This window comes from Streptomyces sp. T028 (assembly GCF_048159505.1).
GTDB lineage: Bacteria > Actinomycetota > Actinomycetes > Streptomycetales > Streptomycetaceae > Streptomyces.
The window spans coordinates 23,202-44,774 of the sequence record NZ_JBLRVZ010000057.1; the positions used below are offsets into that span (position 1 = coordinate 23,202).

General features: G+C 69.8%; 21 protein-coding genes and 3 pseudogenes. 9 read left to right on the forward strand and 15 right to left on the reverse strand.

What is annotated here, in order from left to right; genetic code table 11:
- The first annotated feature begins 109 nt into the window (after positions 1–109).
- Positions 110–781: an IclR family transcriptional regulator gene (locus ACLZN2_RS42685; protein WP_416985169.1), complete on the forward strand. Its 672-nt coding sequence runs from the start codon at positions 110–112 to the stop codon at positions 779–781.
- Positions 782–793: 12 nt separating this feature from the next.
- On the opposite strand, the gene ACLZN2_RS42690 is transcribed toward ACLZN2_RS42685, so the two are convergent.
- Positions 794–1,027 carry an Lrp/AsnC ligand binding domain-containing protein gene (locus tag ACLZN2_RS42690; RefSeq protein WP_416985170.1) on the reverse strand — a complete coding sequence of 78 codons (234 nt, stop codon included), beginning with the start codon at positions 1,025–1,027 and terminating at the stop codon, positions 794–796.
- Positions 993–1,307 (reverse strand): Lrp/AsnC family transcriptional regulator, encoded by a 315-nt coding sequence (locus ACLZN2_RS42695; protein ID WP_416985171.1) that lies wholly within the window; start codon positions 1,305–1,307, stop codon positions 993–995. The genes ACLZN2_RS42690 and ACLZN2_RS42695 overlap by 35 nt, the downstream gene beginning before the upstream one ends.
- A gap of 166 nt (positions 1,308–1,473) precedes the next feature.
- Between ACLZN2_RS42695 and hppD the strand changes: the two genes are divergently transcribed.
- Positions 1,474–2,679: a 4-hydroxyphenylpyruvate dioxygenase gene (gene hppD / locus ACLZN2_RS42700; RefSeq protein WP_416985172.1), complete on the forward strand. Its 1,206-nt coding sequence runs from the start codon at positions 1,474–1,476 to the stop codon at positions 2,677–2,679.
- A 79-nt stretch (positions 2,680–2,758) separates the two neighbouring features.
- On the opposite strand, the gene ACLZN2_RS42705 is transcribed toward hppD, so the two are convergent.
- Positions 2,759–4,123: an ATP-binding cassette domain-containing protein gene (locus ACLZN2_RS42705; RefSeq protein ID WP_416985173.1), complete on the reverse strand. Its 1,365-nt coding sequence runs from the start codon at positions 4,121–4,123 to the stop codon at positions 2,759–2,761.
- A gap of 26 nt (positions 4,124–4,149) precedes the next feature.
- On the reverse strand, positions 4,150–5,127 hold the full coding sequence (locus tag ACLZN2_RS42710) for an ABC transporter substrate-binding protein (protein WP_416985174.1): 978 nt from the start codon (positions 5,125–5,127) through the stop codon (positions 4,150–4,152).
- 238 nt (positions 5,128–5,365) lie between these two features.
- On the opposite strand from ACLZN2_RS42710, the gene ACLZN2_RS42715 reads away from it, so the two are divergent.
- Complete coding sequence (locus ACLZN2_RS42715; protein ID WP_416985175.1) at positions 5,366–6,265, forward strand: LLM class flavin-dependent oxidoreductase; 900 nt, start codon at positions 5,366–5,368, stop codon at positions 6,263–6,265.
- Positions 6,266–6,420: 155 nt separating this feature from the next.
- Here ACLZN2_RS42715 and ACLZN2_RS42720 read toward each other — a convergent pair whose 3' ends face one another.
- The gene (locus ACLZN2_RS42720; protein ID WP_416985176.1) at positions 6,421–6,813 is read right to left on the reverse strand and encodes a hypothetical protein; all 393 of its coding nucleotides are present in this window, start codon (positions 6,811–6,813) and stop codon (positions 6,421–6,423) included.
- Between ACLZN2_RS42720 and ACLZN2_RS42725 the strand changes: the two genes are divergently transcribed.
- On the forward strand, positions 6,791–7,393 hold the full coding sequence (locus tag ACLZN2_RS42725; protein ID WP_416985177.1) for a LacI family DNA-binding transcriptional regulator: 603 nt from the start codon (positions 6,791–6,793) through the stop codon (positions 7,391–7,393). The genes ACLZN2_RS42720 and ACLZN2_RS42725 overlap by 23 nt on opposite strands.
- A gap of 171 nt (positions 7,394–7,564) precedes the next feature.
- Entirely contained in the window at positions 7,565–9,100 is a 1,536-nt protein-coding gene (locus ACLZN2_RS42730) for an NCS1 family nucleobase:cation symporter-1 (RefSeq protein ID WP_416985178.1), read from the forward strand.
- Between the two features lie 83 nt (positions 9,101–9,183).
- On the opposite strand, the gene ACLZN2_RS42735 is transcribed toward ACLZN2_RS42730, so the two are convergent.
- The 3 genes from ACLZN2_RS42735 to ACLZN2_RS42745 form a co-directional block, all read right to left on the reverse strand.
- Positions 9,184–11,091, reverse strand: coding sequence for a pirin family protein (locus ACLZN2_RS42735; protein WP_416985179.1), 1,908 nt, complete (start codon positions 11,089–11,091; stop codon positions 9,184–9,186).
- 783 nt (positions 11,092–11,874) lie between these two features.
- Positions 11,875–12,717, reverse strand: coding sequence for a fumarylacetoacetate hydrolase family protein (locus tag ACLZN2_RS42740; protein WP_416985180.1), 843 nt, complete (start codon positions 12,715–12,717; stop codon positions 11,875–11,877).
- A 14-nt stretch (positions 12,718–12,731) separates the two neighbouring features.
- Positions 12,732–13,874 carry a cupin domain-containing protein gene (locus tag ACLZN2_RS42745; RefSeq protein ID WP_416985181.1) on the reverse strand — a complete coding sequence of 381 codons (1,143 nt, stop codon included), beginning with the start codon at positions 13,872–13,874 and terminating at the stop codon, positions 12,732–12,734.
- A 66-nt stretch (positions 13,875–13,940) separates the two neighbouring features.
- Here ACLZN2_RS42745 and ACLZN2_RS42750 point away from each other — a divergent pair, with 66 nt between their 5' ends.
- Positions 13,941–14,711 (forward strand): IclR family transcriptional regulator, encoded by a 771-nt coding sequence (locus ACLZN2_RS42750; RefSeq protein WP_416985369.1) that lies wholly within the window; start codon positions 13,941–13,943, stop codon positions 14,709–14,711.
- On the opposite strand, the gene ACLZN2_RS42755 is transcribed toward ACLZN2_RS42750, so the two are convergent.
- Together ACLZN2_RS42755 and ACLZN2_RS42760 are read right to left on the reverse strand one after the other, a co-directional pair.
- On the reverse strand, positions 14,708–14,932 hold the full coding sequence (locus ACLZN2_RS42755; RefSeq protein WP_416985182.1) for an HAD family hydrolase: 225 nt from the start codon (positions 14,930–14,932) through the stop codon (positions 14,708–14,710). The two genes, ACLZN2_RS42750 and ACLZN2_RS42755, sit on opposite strands and share 4 nt — an antisense overlap.
- A 270-nt stretch (positions 14,933–15,202) precedes the next feature.
- Positions 15,203–15,598, reverse strand: a pseudogene (locus tag ACLZN2_RS42760) (isochorismatase family protein); the annotation flags it as partial.
- 242 nt (positions 15,599–15,840) lie between these two features.
- Here ACLZN2_RS42760 and ACLZN2_RS42765 point away from each other — a divergent pair.
- The gene (locus ACLZN2_RS42765; RefSeq protein WP_416985183.1) at positions 15,841–16,506 is read left to right on the forward strand and encodes a hydrolase; all 666 of its coding nucleotides are present in this window, start codon (positions 15,841–15,843) and stop codon (positions 16,504–16,506) included.
- A gap of 90 nt (positions 16,507–16,596) precedes the next feature.
- Here ACLZN2_RS42765 and ACLZN2_RS42770 read toward each other — a convergent pair whose 3' ends face one another.
- The 4 genes and pseudogenes from ACLZN2_RS42770 to ACLZN2_RS42785 form a co-directional block, all read right to left on the reverse strand.
- On the reverse strand, positions 16,597–17,919 hold the full coding sequence (locus ACLZN2_RS42770) for a cytochrome P450 (protein ID WP_416985184.1): 1,323 nt from the start codon (positions 17,917–17,919) through the stop codon (positions 16,597–16,599).
- A gap of 123 nt (positions 17,920–18,042) precedes the next feature.
- Positions 18,043–18,541, reverse strand: a pseudogene (locus ACLZN2_RS42775) (NADPH-dependent FMN reductase); the annotation flags it as partial.
- Positions 18,531–19,484, reverse strand: a complete 954-nt coding sequence (locus tag ACLZN2_RS42780; protein ID WP_416985185.1) for a pirin family protein — start codon at positions 19,482–19,484, stop codon at positions 18,531–18,533. The pseudogene ACLZN2_RS42775 and the gene ACLZN2_RS42780, both read right to left, overlap by 11 nt.
- A 27-nt stretch (positions 19,485–19,511) precedes the next feature.
- Complete coding sequence (locus ACLZN2_RS42785; RefSeq protein ID WP_416985186.1) at positions 19,512–19,892, reverse strand: DoxX family protein; 381 nt, start codon at positions 19,890–19,892, stop codon at positions 19,512–19,514.
- A 266-nt stretch (positions 19,893–20,158) separates the two neighbouring features.
- Here ACLZN2_RS42785 and ACLZN2_RS42790 point away from each other — a divergent pair, with 266 nt between their 5' ends.
- Positions 20,159–20,626 carry a MarR family winged helix-turn-helix transcriptional regulator gene (locus ACLZN2_RS42790; RefSeq protein ID WP_416985187.1) on the forward strand — a complete coding sequence of 156 codons (468 nt, stop codon included), beginning with the start codon at positions 20,159–20,161 and terminating at the stop codon, positions 20,624–20,626.
- Between the two features lie 205 nt (positions 20,627–20,831).
- Positions 20,832–20,987: pseudogene (locus ACLZN2_RS42795) on the forward strand (MarR family winged helix-turn-helix transcriptional regulator); the annotation flags it as partial.
- On the opposite strand, the gene ACLZN2_RS42800 reads toward ACLZN2_RS42795, so the two are convergent.
- Positions 20,962–21,327, reverse strand: a complete 366-nt coding sequence (locus ACLZN2_RS42800) for an ATP-binding protein (RefSeq protein ID WP_416985381.1) — start codon at positions 21,325–21,327, stop codon at positions 20,962–20,964. The pseudogene ACLZN2_RS42795 and the gene ACLZN2_RS42800 sit on opposite strands and share 26 nt — an antisense overlap.
- Positions 21,328–21,573: the final 246 nt, after the last annotated feature.

Consider the following 21,573-nt stretch of genomic DNA (forward strand, 5'->3'; position numbering starts at 1 on the left):
CGGGCTCCCGGGCGCCGCCCGCAGGTTTGACGTGGCCTAACGTGGCGTCCGGAGAAGATCTGTCGACTTCTGCGGGTGTGGAGAGCAGCCGCGGAATCAGGAGGCGTTGATGGCCACCCTGCAAGGCCTGGACCGTGGGCTTCGGGCTCTGGACCTGATCTCTGTGACGGTCGACGGCCTGACGGTGGCGGACCTGGCGGCGCAGCTGGAGATCGATCGGGCCGTTGCGTACCGGATCGTCCAGACCCTTGAGGCGCACGCGCTGGTCTCCCGGCAGGGCAAGCGCGTGCGGCTCGGTGCGGGTGCCGCCACGCTGGCGGGGCGGTTCCAGCATCAGCTGGTCCAAGCGGCTCAGTCGGTGCTGCAGGAGCTTGCAGACGTCACCGGTACCTCGGCCTTTCTGACGGTGGCACACGGTGCACGGGAGTGCGTTCCGGTAGCCGGAGCGCAGCCGACGGTCCAGCACGGCCCGGTCCAGGTGGGCTACCGCATCGGTGTGCGGCATCCGCTGGAGCGGGGGGCGAACGGCGTCGCCATCCTCGCGCTGCAGCCGCCCCTGCCGGACGAGTCCGAGGAGGTCGTGCGGGCCCGGGAGCTGGGGTACAGCGTCACCTCGGGGCAGCTCCAGCAGGGCGCCACCGGGATCGCGGCGGGGTTCGAGGTCCCGGGCGCGGCGGGCGCCTCGGTCGGCGTCGTGGCCATGCACGAGTTCGACATCGAGTCGGTCGCCGCTCAGGTGAAGGAGGCGGCCGCGCGGCTGGCGTCGCTCAGCAAGGCCTGATCGTGCCGGGCGTCACTGAGGGGCGCGGTACGCCGGTGACCGCCCAGGCGCACGGTGATGGCGAGACAGCAGCAACGGCAGGACTCTGGGCGCCACGACCACCGACAGCACGATCACGCTCGTCGAGCGGGCCACCGTAGGGGAGCGGTTCAGAGCGAGCAGGGTCTCCTGCAGGTCCTCGTGGGACGAGGCCGCCAACTTGCACAGGACGTCAGAGGCCCCCGTAGTCGCGTACGCCTCCAGCACGGTGGGCAGGGCGGCAAGCGGCAGTGACGTCGTCGAGCGCGCCCTGGGCGATCTCCAGGGTCACGAACGCCTGCACCGGAAATCCCGCCGTCCCCACGTTCAACTCGGGGCCGAAGCCGGCGATCACCCCGGTGCGTTCCATCCGGTCGAGCCGTGCCTGGACCGTTCCACGGGCCACCTTCAACGTCCGCGACAGCTCGAGCACACCGGCTCGCGGGTTGTCCCGCAGTGAGCGGAGCAAGTCGATGTCCAATGAGTCCAGCGACTGTGCGTCTGCCATGGTGATCACCCACTCTCAACTAGGCAGATTGTATATATGAAGCGCCCCGGAGGAAGGCAAACTGAGCAGCTTGAACAGCTCAGAAGGTCACTCTTGTGCAGGTGACGAGGCCCGGTGTGTTCTAACCGCCACGCGCTGGAAACAGGCACACCGAAAGGGACGGCACATGCGTATCGAACAGACCCTCACGAGCCAGGAGCGGCTGGCGGAGCTCGACCTCCAGCAGCTCAGGCAGCTGGTCGGACTCGTGGAGTACGACGCCGAGGGCGACCCCTTCCCGGTGACCGGGTGGGACGCGGTGGTCTGGTCGGTGGGCAACGCGACGCAGGCCGCGCTCTACTTCCAGGTGGTCTTCGGGATGGAGCTGGTCGCCTACTCCGGTCCGGAGACCGGCAACCGCGATCACCACGCGTTCGTGCTCCGCTCCGGGGCGATCCGGTTCGTTCTCAAGGGCGGTGTCGACCCGGACAGCCCGCTGCTCGACCACCACCGCCGCCACGGAGACGGTGTCATCGACATCTCCCTTGAGGTGCCCGACGTCGACAAGTGCATCGAGCACGCCCGCGCGGAGGGCGCGACCGTGCTGGAGGAGCCGCGGGACGTCACCGACGAGCATGGCACGGTTCGGATCGCTGCCATCGCCACGTACGGCGAGACCCGCCACACGCTGGTGGACCGCTCCCGCTACACCGGTCCCTACCTGCCCGGCTATGTCGCCCGGACCTCCAGCTATGTGAAGCCCGAGGACGAGCCCAAGCGCATCTTCCAGGCGCTCGACCACGTCGTGGGCAACGTGGAGCTCGGCAACATGGACGAGTGGGTCGACTTCTACAACCGCGTCATGGGCTTCACCAACATGGCCGAGTTCATCGGCGACGACATCGCCACCGAGTACTCGGCGCTCATGAGCAAGGTCGTCGCCAGCGGTAACCACCGGGTCAAGTTCCCTCTCAACGAGCCGGCGGTCGGCAAGAAGCGTTCGCAGATCGACGAGTACCTCGACTTCTACCGCAGCCCCGGTGCCCAGCACCTCGCGCTCGCCACCAACGACATCATCAGGACCGTCGACATTCTGCGGGCCAAGGGCATCGAGTTCCTCGCCACGCCGGAGAGCTACTACACCGACCCCGAGCTGCGCGCCCGGATCGGCAATGTCCGCGTGCCGATCGAGGAGCTCGCCTCGCGTGGCATCCTCGTCGACCGCGACGAGGACGGTTACCTGCTGCAGATCTTCACCAAGCCGATCGGCGACCGGCCCACGGTGTTCTTCGAGTTCATCGAGCGCCACGGCTCCCTGGGCTTCGGTAAGGGCAACTTCCAGGCCCTGTTCGAGGCGATCGAGCGCGAGCAGGAGAAGCGCGGCAACTTCTAGGACCCGTACGGATTCCTGATCATGTGGCGGGGCGGAGGCCGCGCGGCGCGGCGAGCGCGCCGCGCAGCCGAAGCCCCACTCACGCACGCGGCCCCTGCGGAACCGGTACGGGCTCCTCCCTGGCCTCGGCATCCGGCCGCTCCCGGGCGAACCGCCGTGTCAGCAGGCGCAGCGCGTCGGCCCCGACGGGCACCAGGCCCCTTGGGAGGAAGAGCACGGCGAGCACCAGCAGGAGTGCGTAGATCGCGTACGAGAAGACCTGAGGCGCGTGGGCGGGCATGCCGGGCTGTGAGCCGAAGTCGTTCAGCCAGTGCACCAGCAGGGTGATGGACGAGGCGCCGACCAGCGGTCCCCACACGGTGCCGAGGCCCCCCACCACAGCCATGACGACGAACTGGATGGACAGCAGCACCCCGAACGATCCGGGGGCGAGGTACGCCATGAAGAAGGCGAAGATCCCGTCGGCAAGTCCCGCGAACGCCGCCGAGAGGCCGAAGACCGCGAGTTTGTAACGGCCCACCGGGACCCCCGAGGAAGCCGCCGCCATCTCGCTGGTGGCCAGCGCCCGCAGGCCCCGGCCGGGACGGGAGCGTACGACGTTCCTGGTGAGGAGCATGACCACCAGCAGCGCCAGCCAGGCCGCCCAGGCGTAGCCCCGGTACCCGGTGATCTCCTGCGAGCCGATCCCGAGGGCGGGGATTCCACTCAGGCCGATGTCCCCGCCGAGCCAGGACTCCTGCCCGATCACCGCCAGCAGGATGAGCTGGAAAGCCAGCGTCGCGAAGGCGAGGTAGTGCCCGCGCATGCGGAGCAACGGCACGCCGACCAGCAGACCGAGCAGCCCGGCGACGATGGGCGCGCCGGCCAGCCCCAGCAGGGTCGGCCGGCCGTGGATCGCCCCCTGCCGCAGTCCGGACGCCGGCTCGTCGAGCCGCAGGGCCGGTTCCCCGCACAGGGCGCGTGCCACCTGAAGCCGGCGCTGCTGCCCGAGCGGTAGGGACTCGGCGGGTACGTCGGTGAAGTCGGTCAGCCCGACCCGTTCAAGAGCCGCCTCGGCGCGCTCGGTGATCAGCCGCTCCTCTCGTCGGTGCGCCGGCAGCCGGAGCGCGGCCGAGGCGAATCCGTGTCGGGTCCGGGCGTGGGCCCCGACCATGACGTTCTCCAGGGCGGTCATGCCGCGGAACAGCCGGGCGCCCTGGAAGACGATGGCGATGCCCTCGCGGGCGCGGCGGTGCGGTGCCACGCCCGCGAGCGACCTGCCGCGGTAGGTGATCCGGCCGTGGCTGGGCGCCAGGTGACCGGCGATCAGGTTGAACAGGGTCGACCTGCCGGCCCCGTTGGGACCGATGATCCCGCGCAGTTCGCCTTGCGACACCGACATCGTGACGTTGTCCACGGCGAACACCCCGCCGAAGGACCGCGCCAGGTTCTCGGTCGTGAGCATCTCTTCGGCCTCCCGCCGGATCACCGCTACAGGCTGTTCTGGAGCTGCTGCCTGGTCCAGTCGGTCGGGACGATCTGTCCCTTGATGACGGTGTTGACGGCGACCTGGTCGGATCCGAGTCCCGCGCGGTCGCTCGGGGTGTACGTGTAGGTGCCCTGAGGGGTCAGCAGTGTGAGCTCGTTGAGCGCGGTCGCGATCTTCTCGGGATCGGCGCTGTCCGCCTTCTTGATGGCGGCCGCGATGAGTTGAACGGCGCAGTAGCTGTCGAAGGCGAACCCGGGCGGGTACTCGCCGTTGGCCTTCTGGAACGGCTCGGCCCTCTTCACCACGGAGTCCTTGAGCTCGGAATCCGGCAGGTCGTTGCCGATGGCGCTGAGCGCGCTGGCCACGATGATGCCCTCACCCGCGGCGCCCACCGGGTTGGTGAACAGCGAGCTGGATTCGGCGTGGCTGAAGATCAGTTGCATGTCCCCCATGCTCGCGGCCGCGAACTGCTTCGCGAGGATGACCGCCGGTGCGCCGGTGGCCCACACCATCAGGCCCTTGGCGCCGCTGCCCCGCACGTGCTGGAGCACCGCCGTGAAGTCGGTCTGGGTGGTGGTGAACGTCTCGGTGGCCACGAAGTCGATGCCGTACCGGGCGGCCTTCGCCTTCATCTTGTCCCAGCCCGTCTGGGCGGAGGAGCTCTTGGTGTCGTAGGGGACCGCCATCTTGGTCATGCCGCTCGCCTGGAAGTACTTCAGGAGCTGCTCGCCGACGACTCCCGCGGTGGGCGGGGTCATGTAGACGTAGGGAGAGGGCGGCTCGACCTGCTGGTCGGCGGCGGCGGGCGAGACGTAGGGTATTTTCCGCTGTTTGGCCAGCGGCTGGACGGCAAGTGCCGCGTTCGAGAAGGGAGTTCCGATGAACGCGGCGGCGCCGTCGGTGGCGAGGCTGTTGAAGGCGGCGATGGCCTGCTGCGGGTCGCTCTCGTGACTTCCTCGATGTCGTGCGAGTGCGTCCACGACATGGTGCCGACCTGGTGGTCGATCAGCAGCATCGCGGCATTTTCCGGGGTGTAGGCGTCCGGGTACGCCGCATCGCTGTTGGACTCCGGCTCGCCGGAGCGGTGGTCCGAGTGCTTCTTCGACGCCTCGAATGCGGTCGGGGGGCCTCGATGTGGTGGAATGTTGTTACGTCAACTAACATGCGTGTTGGAGTCGGCGTCAGCCATGGCCCGGGCCTTCGAGGAGGTCGTAGGAGATGACCCGACAACCGCAGGAGCTGCTCTTCGGCAGCTTCATCACGCCGAGCGCCGACCACATCGAGCAGGTCGTGGCGCTCACCCAGCTGTCCGAGCGCGCCGGACTGGACCTGGTGGCCACGTTCCAGGACCACCCGTACCAGCCGCGGCTGCTGGACTCCTGGACGCTGATCTCCTATCTCGCCGCGGCCACCAGCCGGATCAGGCCGGCGCCCAACGTGATGAACCTGCCGATGCGTCAGCCCGTCGTGATCGCCCGCAGTGCCGCCAGCCTGGACCTGCTCACCGGCGGGCGCGTCGAACTGGCGATCGGCGCGGGCGGGTTCTGGGACGCCATCGAGGCGATCGGCGGGCGTCGGCTGAGTGCCGGTGAGTCCATCGACGCCCTGGAAGAGGCCGTCACCATCATCCGCGAGATCTGGGACACCGACACCCGTGGCGGAGTCCGGGTGGACGGCACCCACTACCAGGTCGCCGGTGCCAAGCGCGGGCCCGCGCCCGCCCATGACATCGGGGTCTGGATGGGCGCGTACCGGCCCCGCATTCTCCGGCTCGTCGGCCGTGCGGCCGACGGGTGGGTGCCCAGCCTGAGCTACCTCGACGGCGGGCTCGCCGGGCTCGCCGAGGCCAACCGGCACATCGGCGAGGGCGCCGCGGCGGCCGGGCGCGACCCCGCCGCCATTCGCCGGATGCTCAACATCGGCGACCACTTCACCCCTGACGGCTCCTCGACCCTGACCGGTCCGCTGGTCGAGTGGGCCGAACAGCTCGCCGAGATCACCCTTGAGTACGGCATGACCGGCTACATCCTGGCGGGCGACAACCCCACCACCATCCAGCAGTTCGGCGAGGAAGTGGCCCCCGCGGTACGTGAGCTGGTCGCGAAGGCCCGCGCCTGACTCCGGGATGTTGAACGACCGACTGCACCAGGACAGGCCGACCGTGGCCCCTACGGCTCGCACGGTGGGGACCACCGGCGAGGAGCGCGGCGTGGCCTCGGCCCGCCAGGTGCGCACCGGCACCATCGGTGTCCTCCCCATACCCCCGGCACCGATCACCGGGCGCGCGGCCGTACGCCGTGCTCGTCGAACACGGTCCGCGCCAGCTCCTCGACCGACCCGGTCAGCCGCTTCCAGCCGTCCGCGTCCAGTTCGGCGGGTTCCAGCGACGCACCGGTCATCAGGTCCCGGTACATCGCGGGCAGGAACAGCAGGTACGAGGCGCCCGCGGCGGCGGCCAGGCCGGCCACGCGCAGGGCCTCCTCCCGCACCCCGGCGTACTCCTCGGCGCGGTGCAGCGCCCCGCCGACGGTGCCGGCGGACATCTTCAGGCCGCGCTGCCCGAGCTCCGCCGCAAGGGCGGCCGGGTCGGTGGGCAGGTAGCCGTAGGGGCCGAGTTCCAGCCACTCGTATCTGCCCACCGCCGTGGCCGGCAGCCGCGACTTCAAGCTGCCCAACGTCGACGTGATCGCGGAGGACGACGGGCGCGGCGTCGAACTGGTGATGCGCCACCTCTTCGACCTCGGCCACCGCCGGATCGCCCACATCGCGGGCAACCACGCCGCCGTCTTCGACATCCGCCGCCGCGCCTACGAGACGAGCATGCGCGAGCACGGCTACGGCGATCACATCCTCGTCGAGACCTGCGACACCACGGAAGACGGCGGCTACCGCGCGGCGGTCCGCCTGCTCGGCCGCGCCCGTCCCCGGCCCACCGCGCTGTTCGTCGCCAACGACCCCGCCTGCGTCGGCGCGTTCTCCGCCGCCGTGGAACTCGGCCTCTCCGTGCCGGGAGACCTCTCGCTCGCCAGCTTCGACAACAGCTTCCTCGCCAAGATCCGGCACCTCTCCCTCACCAGCGTCGACATCGGTGCTCATGAGGTCGGCCGACGGGTGACCCGCGTCCTCCTGGACCGCATCGCCGAACCCGAACGGACGGCCGTCGAGTACTTGGTGACGCCCACGTTGGAGGTCCGGAGCTCTACCGGTCCGGTGCCGCGCCCGGAAATCGAGCCCGTGGCCGACTGAGCCCGAGGCGGCCCTCGGTCGCCGACGAGGCTGGAAATGGAAAAAACTTTCCGTTGACGAGCCTGTTACGCACCAGGCATCCCGGTGCAACACATAGGCCGTTGTCTGACACATCAACCATCCGGTGCGACGCCGGAGGGAGATGTCGGGCCCAGCACCAAGGAGCAGCACATGACGGCGACGGACAACGCGGACGCGGACAGAACCGCCACACCGCCGGGGTACTCCCCCCGTCTCTACAACGAGGACCTCGCCCCCGCCACCGAGCGCAAATGGGGCGCCTTCAGCATCTTCAACGTCTGGACCTCGGACGTACACAGTCTCTACGGCTACTTCCTGGCCGCCAGCCTGTTCCTCGTCGCGGGCAACACCTTCAAGTTCCTCATCGGCATCGGTGTCGGCTCGTTGGGCATCTACTGGCTGATGACCCTCATGGGCAATGCGGGCGTCAAGACCGGCGTCCCCTACCCCGTCCTCGCCCGCGCCTCGTTCGGCACCTTCGGCGCCAACGTCCCGGCGCTCGCCCGGGCCGTGGTCGCCACCTTCTGGTACGGCGCGCAGACCAGCGCTGCGGCGGGCGCCATCGTCGCCTTCCTCGTCCGCTACGACGGCCCCAGGGACCTGCACGAGACCACGCACCTCTTCGACCACAGCGGCCTCGAAGTGCTGTGCTACCTCGGTGTCTGGGCCGCTCAGCTGCTCATCATCAGCAAGGGCATGGAGACGGTGCGCCGTTTCCAGGACTTCGCCGGACCCGCGGTCTGGCTGATGATGCTGATCCTGGCGATCGCCCTGTCCGTGAAGGCCGGTGCACTGTCCTTCTCGGTCGACATGCCGGCCAAGGACCTGGCCGCACTCGCCAAGAGCGCCACCGGACTCGACGTCAGCCCCGGCTCGTTCGCCGCGATCGCCGCGATAGCCGCCACCTGGATCACCTACTTCGCGGCCCTGTTCCTCAACTTCGGCGACTTCGCCCGCTTCACCCCCGACAAGAAGACCCTGAAGAAGGGCAACATCTGGGGCCTGCCCGTCAACCTGATCCTCTTCTCCCTCGTCGCGGCGATCACCACGGCCGCCGCCAGCAAGGTGTACGGGGAGGTCATCCTCGAACCGGCCGAGATATCCGCCAAGTTCGACAGCGCGGCCCTCGTCCTGCTCGCCGCCCTGACCTTCGCCGTCGCGACGCTCGGCATCAATGTCGTCGCCAACTTCGTCAGCCCCGCCTTCGACTTCGCCAACGTGGCACCGAAGTACGTGACCTTCCGGCGGGGCGGCCTCATCGCCGCCGTCATCGCCCTGCTGCTCTACCCGCTGCACCCCTGGGACAACGCCCCCAGCTTCGTCAACGCCATCGGCTCGACGATGGGCCCGCTCTTCGGCGTACTCGTCGTCGACTACTACCTCATCCGGAAGACTCAGCTGAACGTGCCCGCGCTCTACCAGGAGGACGGGGAGTTCCGCTTCCAGGGCGGCTGGAACGTCCGGGCGCTGGTCGCCGCCGCGGTGGGCTCTGTCTTCTCCAGCATCCTGCCCGTCTACGGCCCCTCCGGATACGGGGACAACCTGGGCCCGTACTCCTGGTTCATCGGCGTCGCCGTCGCCGGAGTGGTCTACCTCGCCCTCAGCAGGGGCAGGAGCCCGCTCGCCGCCCGAACCGCCGAAGCTCCGGCCGCCCCCGGGCAGACGGACGCCGGCACGGGATCGTAGACGACGCGGACCGCAACACATCACGTGGCGCGGGCGCGACCGGTGAGACACATCGGTCGCGCCCGCGCCACGTTTCCCGTCCGTCAGCAGCCGCAGCCCGCTGCGGTGGTGGCAGCGGCCGTGGCCGTGCCGGCGGACTCCTGGTCCAGAAGGATGCGGCCGCGCAGCATGTTCTGCATGACCTTCATGAACAGCTGTGCGCCGGAGGTGCCGATGACGAACGGGTTGTCGGCGCTGTCCGGCGCGGCGCGCAGCTCCTCCATGCGCGCCAGGCCGTGGTCGCAGAATCCGTGGTTGCTCAGTTCGACGTCCACCCGGGCCCGCTTCATCCGGGAAGCGAAGGTCTGCGCGGAGGCGAGGTAGGTCTCCTTGTCCGCGGTGGCGGTGGGAGGGTTCGTCCCGCCCCACACCATCGCCCTGTGCGCCCTGCCCTGCCAGTGGGCGGGGAAGATCGGGGAGACGCTGCCGGGTGTGTGGCCCGGGGTGTGGTGGAGCGTGACCGTGGTGTTCCCGAGGGTCAGTTTCTGGCCGTCGGTGATGTCCAGGTCGCGGGTGGGCGCGTTGGCCGGCTGGTTGGCGGCGAGCATGTCCCAGTCGGCCGGGGCCATCATGACGCGGGCGCCGTAGGTGTCGGCGAGGTACTGGGCGCCGCCGAAGTGGTCGCCGTGACCGTGGCAGACGACGACGTACTTGATCGTCGCCGGGTCCAGGCCGAGGGCCTGCAGCCCGGGGACGAGGGTCTGCTGGGCGGTGGCGGGAGAGGTCAGGGCGTCGATGAGGATGATGCCGTCCGAGGTGAGGATCGCCGTGGCGGACACCCAGCCGATGCTCAGCACGGCCACGTCGTCGAAGATCTTCAGCGGCGCGGGCGCGGGAGGGAAGGGAATGCTGAATCCGGCGGTGAGCCCGGCGACGAGGTCGGTGAGGATCGGGTTGTCGCCGGCCAGTGCGGCCGCCCGGTCGAAGTAGTACTGGGAGGTCTTGCTCCTGGCCGCCGTGGCACCCCGGTGGCCTGTCCCGGAAGCAGGACCGTCGCCCCCGCGCTCAGCGCCGCGGCGGTGCCGAGCTGCCAGAAGCGGCGGCGGGTGAGGGATCCGTCGCTCGCGGGGCTGGTCGGGCGGTTCGTGTCGGCATTCGACTCGTTCACGGCTGCGACTCCTTGCGGGGGGATCGTGGTGCGGGTTGGACGTCCGGTGCAGGAGCATGGGTGGGGGACCGTCGGGGAGCCAATATCGAGGCAGACAGTGAATGTGGCCTGCCATCACGCGTGCCGACCGCTCGGGGTCCACCGCGGTGAGCGGCAGCGTCGTGGACGCCTCGCCGGTGACGGGGTCGGACCAGCCGGTCTGTCCGGCCCGCAGTTCCCGGTCGCCGATCAGCAGGCGTCCGCTCATGACGTACGCGAACAGGCGGTGTTCGGCGGGGACGTGGAGGTCGTAGGAGGAGCCGGGGTCGAGGGTGGCGACGACGCCCTGGACGGGGTGGTGGGTGTCGGCGGTGCCGGTGACGCCGTCGACGGTGCCGGCGTGGACGTCGATGCTGACGCCGGGCGTGTGCACCCGGGCCATGGAGGTGCTCCTCAGGTCCTGGTAGCGCGACGGTGTCAGCTTCTTGGCCCTGGGGAGGTTGAGCCACATCTGCAGGGTGTGGGCGCGTTCGTCGCGGTAGGCGAGCTCGCGGTGGACGATGCCGTTCCCGGCGGTCATCCACTGCACCTCGCCGGCTTCCAGGGCGCCGGCGTGGCCGAGGTTGTCGCCGTGTTCCAGGACGCCGTCGATGACGGTCGTGACGGTCTCCAGGCCGCGGTGGGGGTGCCACTCGAAGCCGGGGGTGGAGAACCAGTCCTCGACCAGGACGAGAAACGGATCAGTCAGTGCCGGGTCGGAGGGAATGAAGACCAGGGCCTTGTCGTCGACCTGGGCGTCGGGGCCCAGGTGCTGCTTGGTGGTGATACGGGCGAGGGTCCGTCGGCCCGTCAACTGTGAGGTCATCACTGCTCCGTGAAGGGGTGGGGGCACGTCATGCGACGCGTACGGCGACCTTGCCGCGCCGCAAGACAGGTGGGGGTGGCCGCCGCCGGGACGGCCACCCCCACCGCATGTGTCACATCCAGACGCGGCCGATGGTCACCCAGCGCTAGTTGCCGGTTCCGGTGGAGCCTGTGTCCAGGACGCGACCTGCGAATTCTGGGTGCTGCTCTCGCAGTAGTAGCCCGAGTAGGTCAGCGTGGTGGGGGATGCTCGGGAGGGGTCCACGGTCACGTCGGGGAAGCACATGTTGCGACTGTCTGTGGTGAAGGTCGCGCACTGGCCGTTCACGCTGATGCTGTGGACCTGGCCGTCGGCTCCATTGGTGACGGCCACGCATGCGGAGCCCGCATCGGCCTGGCACTCGGGCGGCGTGCTCGCCGCCTGTGCCGGGCCCGTGGTCACGGCCAGTGCCGCGACTGCCGCGCCGCCTGGGGTGATCGCGCTGATGAGTTAAGTTGATGCGTCATCTCTGGCGAGTTGGGTTGAGGCGGCACGCCAACTCGCCGTCTGCGCGGCTACCGAGGCTCCTGCCCCGAGTACGCCACCGAGTGTCAGGGGTCCTCGACGCGCTGGAGGAACTGCCGTCGAGATCTCCGCGATGCTTCCCCCTGTCGTCCCGGGCTCGATAGCACCGCCGGTCGCCACATAGCCCCCGCACGCCGCCGCCCGGGCGATCGCCAGGCCCACGTGTGACACCACGCCCGGCTCTCGCGGGCACTGAGACCTTGCGGGCCGAGCCAGGTGTCACGCGTCCTTCAGGACGACGTTGGTGCACACGCCGAGGCCGTCGATCTCGGTCACGACCGTCTCCCCGCCGGTCAGATAGACCTTCGGGTCGCGGGCGTGGCCGACCCCGGCCGGGGTGCCGGTGGCGATCAGGTCGCCGGGGCGCAGGGTGATGATCGTCGAGATGTACTTGACCAGGAACACCGGGTCGAACAGCAGCGTGCCGGTGTTGTCCGACTGCATGACCCGGCCGTCCACCAGAGTGCGGACCTGCAGCGCGGGTCGGATGCCGCCGACCTCGTCGGGGGTGACCAGGTACGGGCCGACCGGCGTCGAGGAGTCCCAGATCTTGCCCTGCGTCCACTCGACGGTGCGGAACTGCCAGTCGCGCACCGAGATGTCGTTCATGACGGTGAAGCCGGCGATCGCCGCCTCCGCCTGGGCGTCGTCGGCGCGGCGGACCTCCTGGCCGATGACGACCACGAACTCGACCTCCCAGTCCAGGGCGTCCGTCTCGGCCGGTTTGACGATCGGGTCGTTCGCGCCGAGCAGGGTGTCGGCGTACTTGGGGAAGAGGGTCGGGTACGACGGCAGCTCCCGCCCCATCTCCTTGATGTGGTTGGAGTAGTTGTGGCCGACGCAGACGACCTTCGAGGGGTTCGGGACGACGGGCGCGAAGTCGGCGCCCTCGACGTCGTACGTCGGGCGCTCGGCCCGCTCCGCCGCGGTCCGCCACGCGGGGTCGGCGAGAAAGGTGCCGAGGTCGGGCGCGCCGAGGTCGACGAGCGTGTCGGCGCCGTCGAGGGAGACGAGCTTGACGGCGCGGGTGCCGCCTGCGGTGCGGATGGTCGCGAGCTTCATCGCTGAGGGATTCCTTACTTGTCGAGCTGGGTGCGGTTGAGCCGGAGCGCCTCGAAGACGGGTGCGTCGCAGAAGCGGAACAGATCGAGGGCGCCCGAGTCGGAGTCGGTCGAACCGGCCTCCGACCGCGCGGAGAACGGCTCCCACGACGGGACGACGAAGAGGTCGCCCCGGGTGACCGACCAGGTCCTCTTGCCGACGGTGATCACGCCCGAGCCGTCGAAGACCTGGTAGACGCTCGACCCGGTCTCGCGCACGGGAGCGGTCGCGGTGCCGCGCACGATCCGGTGGAACTCGGCGCGGACGGTGGGCAGTACGTCGGTGCCGTCGGCCGGGTTGCTGAAGCGCACGGCCGCATGGCCGGGCTCCACCGTGCCGGCGTACCCCTCCTTCGCCAGCGCGAGCTGGTCGGCCAGCGCGCGGTCGGTGTGCTCCCACTTGTAGGCGAGCAGCGGTGAGCCGGGCGTGGTGTGGGCGACGCCGACCGGACGCAGGCCCGGGTGACCCCAGAGCCGCTCGGAGCGTGAGTACTCGGGCGTGATCCGCTCGCCCTCGGAGATCTCGTCGCGGCCGAACTCGAAGAACTGCGACTCGGTGACGTACTGGAAGGGGATGTCGAGGCCGTCGATCCAGGCCATCGGCTGGTCGGAGGCATTGTGGTGGGCGTGCCAGTTCCAGCCGGCCTGCGGCAGGAAGTCGCCGCGGTTCATCGGCACCGCGTCGCCGCCCACGACGGTCCACACGCCGGAGCCCTCCACGACGAAGCGGAAGGCATGTTGCGTGTGGCGGTGCTCAGGGGCGTCCTCACCCGGCATCAGGTACTGGATCGCGGCCCACAGCGTGGGTGTCGCGAACGGACGTCCACCCAGCGAGGGATTCGCCAGGGCGATCGCGCGCCGCTCGCCGCCACGGCCGACCGGAACGATGTGCCCGGCCCGATCGGCGAGGCGGACGAGGTTCTCCCACTTCCATCGGTGCGGCACCGCGCGGGAGTGCGGGTGGGCCGGCATGAGGTCGCCGATCTCGGTCCACAGCGGCACGAGCAGTTCCTGCTCGAAGCCGCGATACAGCTCTTCGAGGGCGGGGGTGACGTCCGGCTGGTCAGGGGCATCGACTGCGTGGAGCTGGACGGGGGTCTCGACGGGTGTCGCGGTCATGGGTGTACGGTGGCCGTCGACGCCGACGCAGAAAAGAAGATTCTGGACAGCAGAATGGAGCCGGTGGTGGACAAGCCGTCCAAGCAGCCGCCGCCGTACGCGATCACCAGCGTCGACAACGCGCTGCGCATCGCCGCGATGCTCCAGCTCGAGGGCACTCTCAGCGTTTCGGAGGTCGCCCGTCGGCTGGGCGTGGCCGCCTCGACCGCGCACCGCCTGCTCTCGATGCTCGTCTACCGCGACTTCGCCGTGCAGGACGAGGGCAGGGCGTACCGGGTCGGTCCCGTGCTCGAACTCGCCGCCCACTCCCGGTCGGCCACGTCACGACTGCGTGCCGCCGCTCTTCCCCATCTGCGCCGACTGGTCGACCTGCTCGACGAGTCGGCCAACCTCACCGTCCGCACGGGCGACGCGGTGCGGTTCGTCGCCAGCGTCGAGTCGGGCCAGGCGCTGCGGGTCGGCAACCGCGAGGGCATGGTCTTCCCGGCCCACCGCACCACCGCCGGGCTGCTGCTCCTGGCCGAGCTGACACCCGAGGAGCTCGCGACCCTCTACGACCAGACGCGGTTCGAAGACCGGCCGGGCGAGCTGCCCGACCTGGCCTCGCTCCGGGCCGACCTGGCCAAGGTGCGCCGCAACGGCTTCGCCCTCAACCGGGAACGCTCCGAACGCGGCGTCGTCGCCATCGGCGTACCGGTGCACACACCGGACGGCGAGGTCTCCGCCGGCATCGCCGTGTCGATGCCCAGCGTCCGGTACGACAAGGAGCACCTGCCGCGGCTGGTCGCGCTCCTCAGGTCGGTGGCCGCGGACATCGAGCACGACCTCGCGACCTAGCGCTTCGCGTTCCGTGGCACCGTTGGCGGCGATGACGGCATGGGGACCGATACGTCCAGCAGTGCCGGCACGCTGCGTGGCGGGCGGCCCGTGACGAGTACGACGGGTATTCCGGCTCTCTCGGCCGCCGACAACGGGGCTCGTGTGCGCTGCGACAGCGTGCCGTCACTGTGCAGGAGCGTGCCCTCCAGGTCGGTCGCGACCAGCTTCGGAGTGGTCATGGAGTCGGTACCTCCTGGGTCGGGCTCGGCGAGGGCGCGTCGTCCGCTTCGGCAGAGGATTCGAGTAGGCGCCCACCGGCGCTTTCCGCGGCGGTCGCGCAGGTGCCGCTCAGTGGCAGCACGGTTGGGACCTGGCACCCGCGGTCAGCGTCAGAAGCGCGATGTACACGAGAACGGTCACGGCCACTCCCACGGCCCAGCGTCGCGCGGTGTGCAGTCCTGCGGCCCTTCGTGGTCACGGCAGGTTCCTGATCGGGTGCGAGTACACCGTCACATTCGGGCGGTGGGTACGGCGAGGAGCCGGTGCGCCCAGGCGCAAGCCGTCATGGGGCCTTCCTCCTGCCATCCCGCGGTCGACGTGCCCTGAGCGCCCCATCCGGTGGCCCTGACCGGAGAGGCGACGGTTGCCTGCCGGGCTCTCGAGCGATGCCATGCGCGATCGAGGGCCGCCCAGGTGACCGGCGTGACGCCTGCCTGGGCCATGTGCGCAACGGCCAGGTCGTGGGTTTCGGCCGTCACGCCTCCGCAGGCGTCGACGACGACGTACACGTCGAGCCCTTCGGCGGTCGCCCGCAGCGCGGACATGGTCACGGCGGCCTCCGTGTGCAAGCCGGCGACGACCAGCTTCGTGCGCCCGGTGGTCGCGACGGTGTCCCTCACGCGGTGGTCGTCCCAACAGGTACGGGAGCGGCTGGTGGTCGATCAGCAGCAGGACGCTCTCACCGGGCATCGGCGACGGGCTCATGGCATCTCCTCGGGCGGTATGGGGGTGTCCGCCTCCCAGGAAGATGACACATCAACAAGGATTGATATGTCAACCACTGGACAGTGGATTGAATGTTCATATAGAAAGATGATGCATCAACTTCCTGCTCGCTTCGCATGAGGCGCACACCGAGGAGACAGCCATGAGCACGTTGCCGAAGACCGGTCTTGATGCCCTGCTCACGCCCGAGGAGAGCGTTCTGCTGCTGATCGACCACCAGCCGTACCAGTTCGCCAACCTGCACAGCCACGAGCCGGCGCTCGTCGCCAACAACGTCATCGGGCTGGCCAAGGCCGCCAAGGGCTATGGCGTCCCGACGATCCTGACGACGGTCATGGAGGAGCGCGGCGGCAATCTGATCCAGCCGCTCCGGGACGTCTTCCCGGACCAGAAGCCGATCAACAGGTCGTGGATCAACACCTGGGAGGACCAGCGTGTGGTGGACGCCGTGAAGGCCACCGGGCGCAACAAGCTGGTCATCGCCGGCCTGTGGACGGAGATCTGCGTGGCCATGCCCGCCCTCCAGGCGTCCGGGGAGGGCTTCCAGGTCTACGCCGTCACCGACGCGTCCGGCGGCGTGTCGACGGAGGCCCACGAGATGGCCGTACAGCGCATGGTTCAGGCCGGGATCGTCCCGATCACCTGGATGGCCGTCACGGGCGAGTGGCAGCGCGACTGGGCCCGGACGGACGCCATCAAGCCCGAGGACCAGCTGGCGGCTCTGGGGCACACCGGCGCCACCGGGATCGTGACCGCCTGGGAGTTCCAGCTCCTCAACACCCCGGTTCCCGACACGGCCGAGGCGTAAAGGCGGACCAGCGGTGGGGGGCGGCACCCGGAACGGTGCCGCCCCTCACCGCTGGTCGTGGGCGGCTGGGGCGGGATCCTCGCCGTGCGGCTACCGCTGTTCCACCGCCACCTGCAGGGGAGCTCGGAACGACAGCAGACCCAGCATGGGCGAGTCCGCCGCTCCCGCCGCCTGCTGTATCCGTGGCAGCCGGCGGGCCGCCGCCCGGAGGGCCACCGCCGCCTCCGTACGGGCCAGGGAAGCGCCCGGGCAGCGATGGCGGCCGACGCCGAAGGCCAGGTGGTGGCGGATGTTCTCCCGATGCGGGCACATCCGTTCCGGCTGGGGGAAGACCTCCGGATCGGAACCGCTGCCCAGCAGCATCAGCAGCAACTGCGCACCAGCCGGCAGGCGTACCCCGCCCAGTTCCGTGTCCTGCGCGGCGACCCTGCGCCAGGTGGTCACCGGCGGCTCGCGCCTGAGGACCTCTTCCACCCAGGCCTCGGCCGGACCCGCCTCTCCCGCCACGCGCGCCCACATGCCGGGCTCGGCCAGCGCCCGGCGCAGCACGGTGGCGATGAGCTGCCCGGTGGTGGACTGACCGGCGATGAAGACGAAGAAGCACATGCCGACCGCGGTCTGCACGTCCAACGGCCTGCCGTCGGGCAGGCGGTGGCGGGGGAGTGCCTCGATGAAGGAGTCGGCAGGGGCGGAACCGTCGCGCACGGTCTCGGTGAGCCACTGGTGGAAGGCCACGACGAGCTCCGCGAGCTCCAGTTGCCGTGTCGGTGCGGGCCTGCCCCAGAACAGTTCCAGCGAGGCGTCGCTCCAGCGGATGAGCGTCGCCGGGTCGACGCCCTCGATGCCGAGGAGTTCCATCAGCACGCGGCAGGGCAGCACCTGGGCGAACGAAGCGAACAGGTCGGCACCGCCGGTCGCGTCGAGCTCGGACCGCACCGGCTGCAGCAGCTCGTCGGCGATCCGCTGGATCACCGGTACGGCGGCCGCGACGCGCCCCGCGTTGAAGAACCGGGTGACCAGTCGGCGCAGGCCGGGATGGCTCGGGGTGCCGTTGTTGGCGAGCGCGGGAGGCAGCGTGAAGCCGCCCCGGACGAGGACCCGCAGCACGGGGACGGGCAGCGGGGCGACGGCGTTCTGGGCGTTGTCGCAGAGGAAGACACCCGGCTCCAGGAGCACCTGCCGCACGTCCTGGTGCCGGCTGACCAGCCACAGCCCCGTGCCGGGGTCGTGGTGCACCGGCGACTCGGACCGCAGCAGGTCCAGCCAGGGGTACGGGTCCTGGACGAACGGGGCGCCGAACAGGTCGAGCAGACCGAGCGGATCACGGGGGTCGGCAGATCCGGGGCCGGCCGCCGCGGCGGCTCCTGCCGCTCCGCCGCGGGGTGCGGGTACATCCAGAGCCGGGAAGATCACGGCCGGACGCTAACACGGGGTCGGCGCAGCTCAGGACCTATGTGCGCGGCATCACCAGGCCATCAGGGCGAAAAGCGGATGCCGAGCCCGGTGATACCGGACCCGGCATCAGGACAGACCGCGTCAGACGGTGACGGTCGCCGCACGCAGCGGGGCCAGGGCCCCGCTCCAGGCCACGACCTGGTCGAGCAGGGTGCCCAGGGCGCCGCCCGCATCCGCCCACGTTGTAGTCGCCGGGCTTGAAGACGCTGAAGTTCTCGAACTCCGTCATCAGCGACAGCGCCACCTGCTGGCGCACGTCGGCCATCTGGAGCTCGCCGGCGACCAGGCGCAGGTGCTCCACGGCCCGGGCGCCGCCGACGCCGCCGTAGGACACGAAGCCGGCCGCCTTGTTGTTCCACTCGTTGTAGAGGTAGTCGATGGCGTTCTTCAGCACGCCGGAGGTGCTGTGGTTGTACTCCGGGGTGACGAAGACGAAGCCGTCGAAGGAGGCGATCTTCTCCGCCCACTTCTTGGTGTGCTCGCCCTGGTACTGGCCCATCGACGGGGGCAGCGGCTCGTCCAGGTGCGGCAGCGGGTAGTCCCGGAGGTCGACGGCCTCGAACTCGGCGTCACCGCGCCGGGATGACGCCGAGGCGGCCCGCCTGGTAGTCCTCGAAGGCCTGCTGCACCTCTTGGGCGGTGTTCATCACGAACGGGCCGTACTGGACGACCGGTTCGCGGATGGGCAGACCGCCCAGCACGAACAGCTCCAGCTTGGGTGCGCGGGACTCCTGGACGCGGTCGGCCGTCAGCCGCAGTGCGTCACCCTCGCCGAAGACGGCGAGTCGGCCCTCCTGGAGCGGGCGGCCTTCGGCGCCGACCGTGCCGTGGCCCGCCAGGGCGTAGACCAGCGCGTTGTAGTCCGGGTTCCACGGCAGGTCGACCTGGGCGCCGGGCTCGAGGGTGAGGTGGGCGACGGTGATCGGGGTGTGGGTCACGCCGGGGCCGGTGTGCCCCGCGATGTCCCCGGCGATCACCCGGATCAGCGCGCCGCCGTCGGGGGTGGTGAGCAGTCCGGTGTGCTTGCCGCGGATGTCCTGGTAGCGCGGCGGGCTCATCTTCTTGGCCCGGGGCAGGTTGACCCACAGCTGCACGCCGTGCAGGACCCCGCCGCTCCTGACCAGCTGCTCCGGCGGCTGCTCGATGTGCAGGATGCCGGCTCCCGCGGTCATCCACTGGGTGTCGCCGTCGCTGAGCCTTCCGCCGCCGCCGTTGGAGTCCTGGTGCTCCACGGCGCCGTCGATGAGGTAGGTGACGGTCTCGAAGCCGCGGTGCGGATGCCAGGGTGTGCCCATGGGTTCGCCCGGCGCCATCTCGACCTCGCCGAGATGGTCCATGTGCACGAACGGGTCCAGTTCCGGCAACGGCACACCGGCGAAGGCCCGGCGCACGGGGAAACCCTCGCCCTCGAACCCCCGCTCGGCCTTCGCCAGGCGGCGGACGGGCCGGTAGCGGGTCGCGGCCGGGTCCAGCTCCGGCAGTCGCGGCAGGACGAGTACGTCGTCCACGGTGATCGCAGGCATGGGTTTCTCCGTTTCTTGCGGTTGCCGTCAGAAGGAGTGCGGACCGAAGCGGCCCCAGGCCTCGAACACGGCCAGGGCGAGCAGGACCACGGGGACGGCGATGTTCGGGTACTCCTTGCGGCGGCCGTGCTCGATCGCGGCGCCGATCATGACCAGGGCCAGGCCGGTGGCGGCCAGGGGGACGAAGAATGTGGCGACGTCCACCGCGGGCGGCAGCAGCAGGCCGATGGCGCCCAGGACCTCCGCGGTACCGATGAACCTGATCATCCCGGGCGAGAAGTCCTCGGCCCAGGCCATGTTCGGTCCCGAGGCGAGGATCTTCTCCTTCGACTGGGTGAGCTTCATGGCGCCGGCGCCGAGGAAGACGAGGGAGAGCAGGGCCGCGACGACCCACAGGGCGACGTTCATGGGATACCTCTTTGAGAGCTGGGTGTGCGGACCCGCCGGGGCAGGCCTCACAGGTGTACTTGATGTATCATCCAAATTAGCGTGAGACTAGATGACGCGTCAACGGACTAGTCGAGGGTGGTGCCGGTGGGCCCGGAGGCGTGGCGCGGACAGTCAGGGCAGGACAGGTCACGCCGCGCCCCCGGAGCAATGGCGGGCTCCCATCAAAAGAGGGCAGTCCGGAGGGGTGCGCTTGGTGAACTGTCAACCACGTCTACACTTTCTGCATGGAGGAAAACGTGCGTTGGTTGACGACGGAGGAGCAGCATGCGTGGCGGAACTTCGTCCGGCTGCATGAGAAGCTCGGAGGTCGCCTGTCGCGCTTGCTCCAGACGGAGTCGAGTCTGTCGGCCGCCGACTTCGCGGTGCTCGTCAATCTGACGGACGTGCCGGAGGGGCGGCAGCGTTATCAGGATCTGGCTCGTACCCTGGAGTGGGAGAAGAGTCGGATGTCCCATCACATCGCGCGGATGGCCGGACGGGGTCTGGTCGTCCGGGAGGAGTGCCTCGAGGACGCGCGGGGCGCCTTCGTGGTGATCACGGAGCAAGGGCGCGCGGCGGTCGAGGCGGCGGCTCCGCTCCATGTGGAGGCCGTGCGGGGGTTGTTCCTCGACCATGTCACTCCTTCGGAGCTGCGCACGCTGGGCCAGATCTCCGAGCGGGTGGTCGAGAAACTGGACGAGGACGCGTCCTGATCTGACGACCTGACCGCGCGAGCGGTCAACCTTTTCCTGGGCTGCACCCGGAACTCTAGGAGTCCGCGGTTGACGCGTCAACACCCGGGACGGCCGCTCGGGTGTCGACCGTCAGGTCGGGCAGCTCATATCACCGGTGGTAGATGATGAGTCAACCAACGGGTATTCTCGTTGTATGGCTCAACAACCGAGATGGCTGACCCCAGAGTGGGAAAAGAGCAGGATGTCCCATCAGGTCACCCGTATGGCGAAGCGGGGACTGGTGACTCGGCAGGAGTGTCCGGAGGACGGACGCGGTGCCTTCGTGGTCATCACCCCTCAGGGCATGGGGACGATCAAGGCGGCTGCGCCACGCCATGTGTAGGTCGTCCGTGAGCTGTTCGTCGACCTCCTGACGCCCCTACCGGATGCGCGGTGAGCTCGTGGTGGAGCAGCCACAGCAGCGTCGTCTTCCCGGTGCCGGGCTCTCCGGTCAGGCACGCCGAGCGGCCCTTGTCGAGCAGGTCGAGCAGGTCCCGTTCCAGGTCCCTGGGGACGGCGAGGGCCGTCAGGTCAAGGGGCGGCGTGTTGGTGCCCGACGCACCCTGGTGTCCCGCGGCGACGACGGCGGTGCGACTGTACGCCTCCAGGCGCCGGAGTTCCTCGGGCGGGCCCGAGGCCGCACCCCCGGGTGTCCCTGAGGTGGTCCTCGAGGCCCACACGTCGTAGAGGCCGCCTTTGGCGATGTCCTTGCAGGTGTCCAGAGCGGCCGGACCGAGCCGCCGTGGACTCCGTTGCGAGCCCAGTCCATCAGCGCCTTGGACGCCCGCGCGTCGTCGAACAGATGCTCCAGGCCGTCCGCGTTCTCCACCGCGCCTTCCCCCGGTCCGTGTCCCGTCCGCGCGCGATGCGAGCTCGGTCGTCTCCGTGAAGGGGCCCGGGCTCCGGGCCGGTGCGGGGCCGCGCTG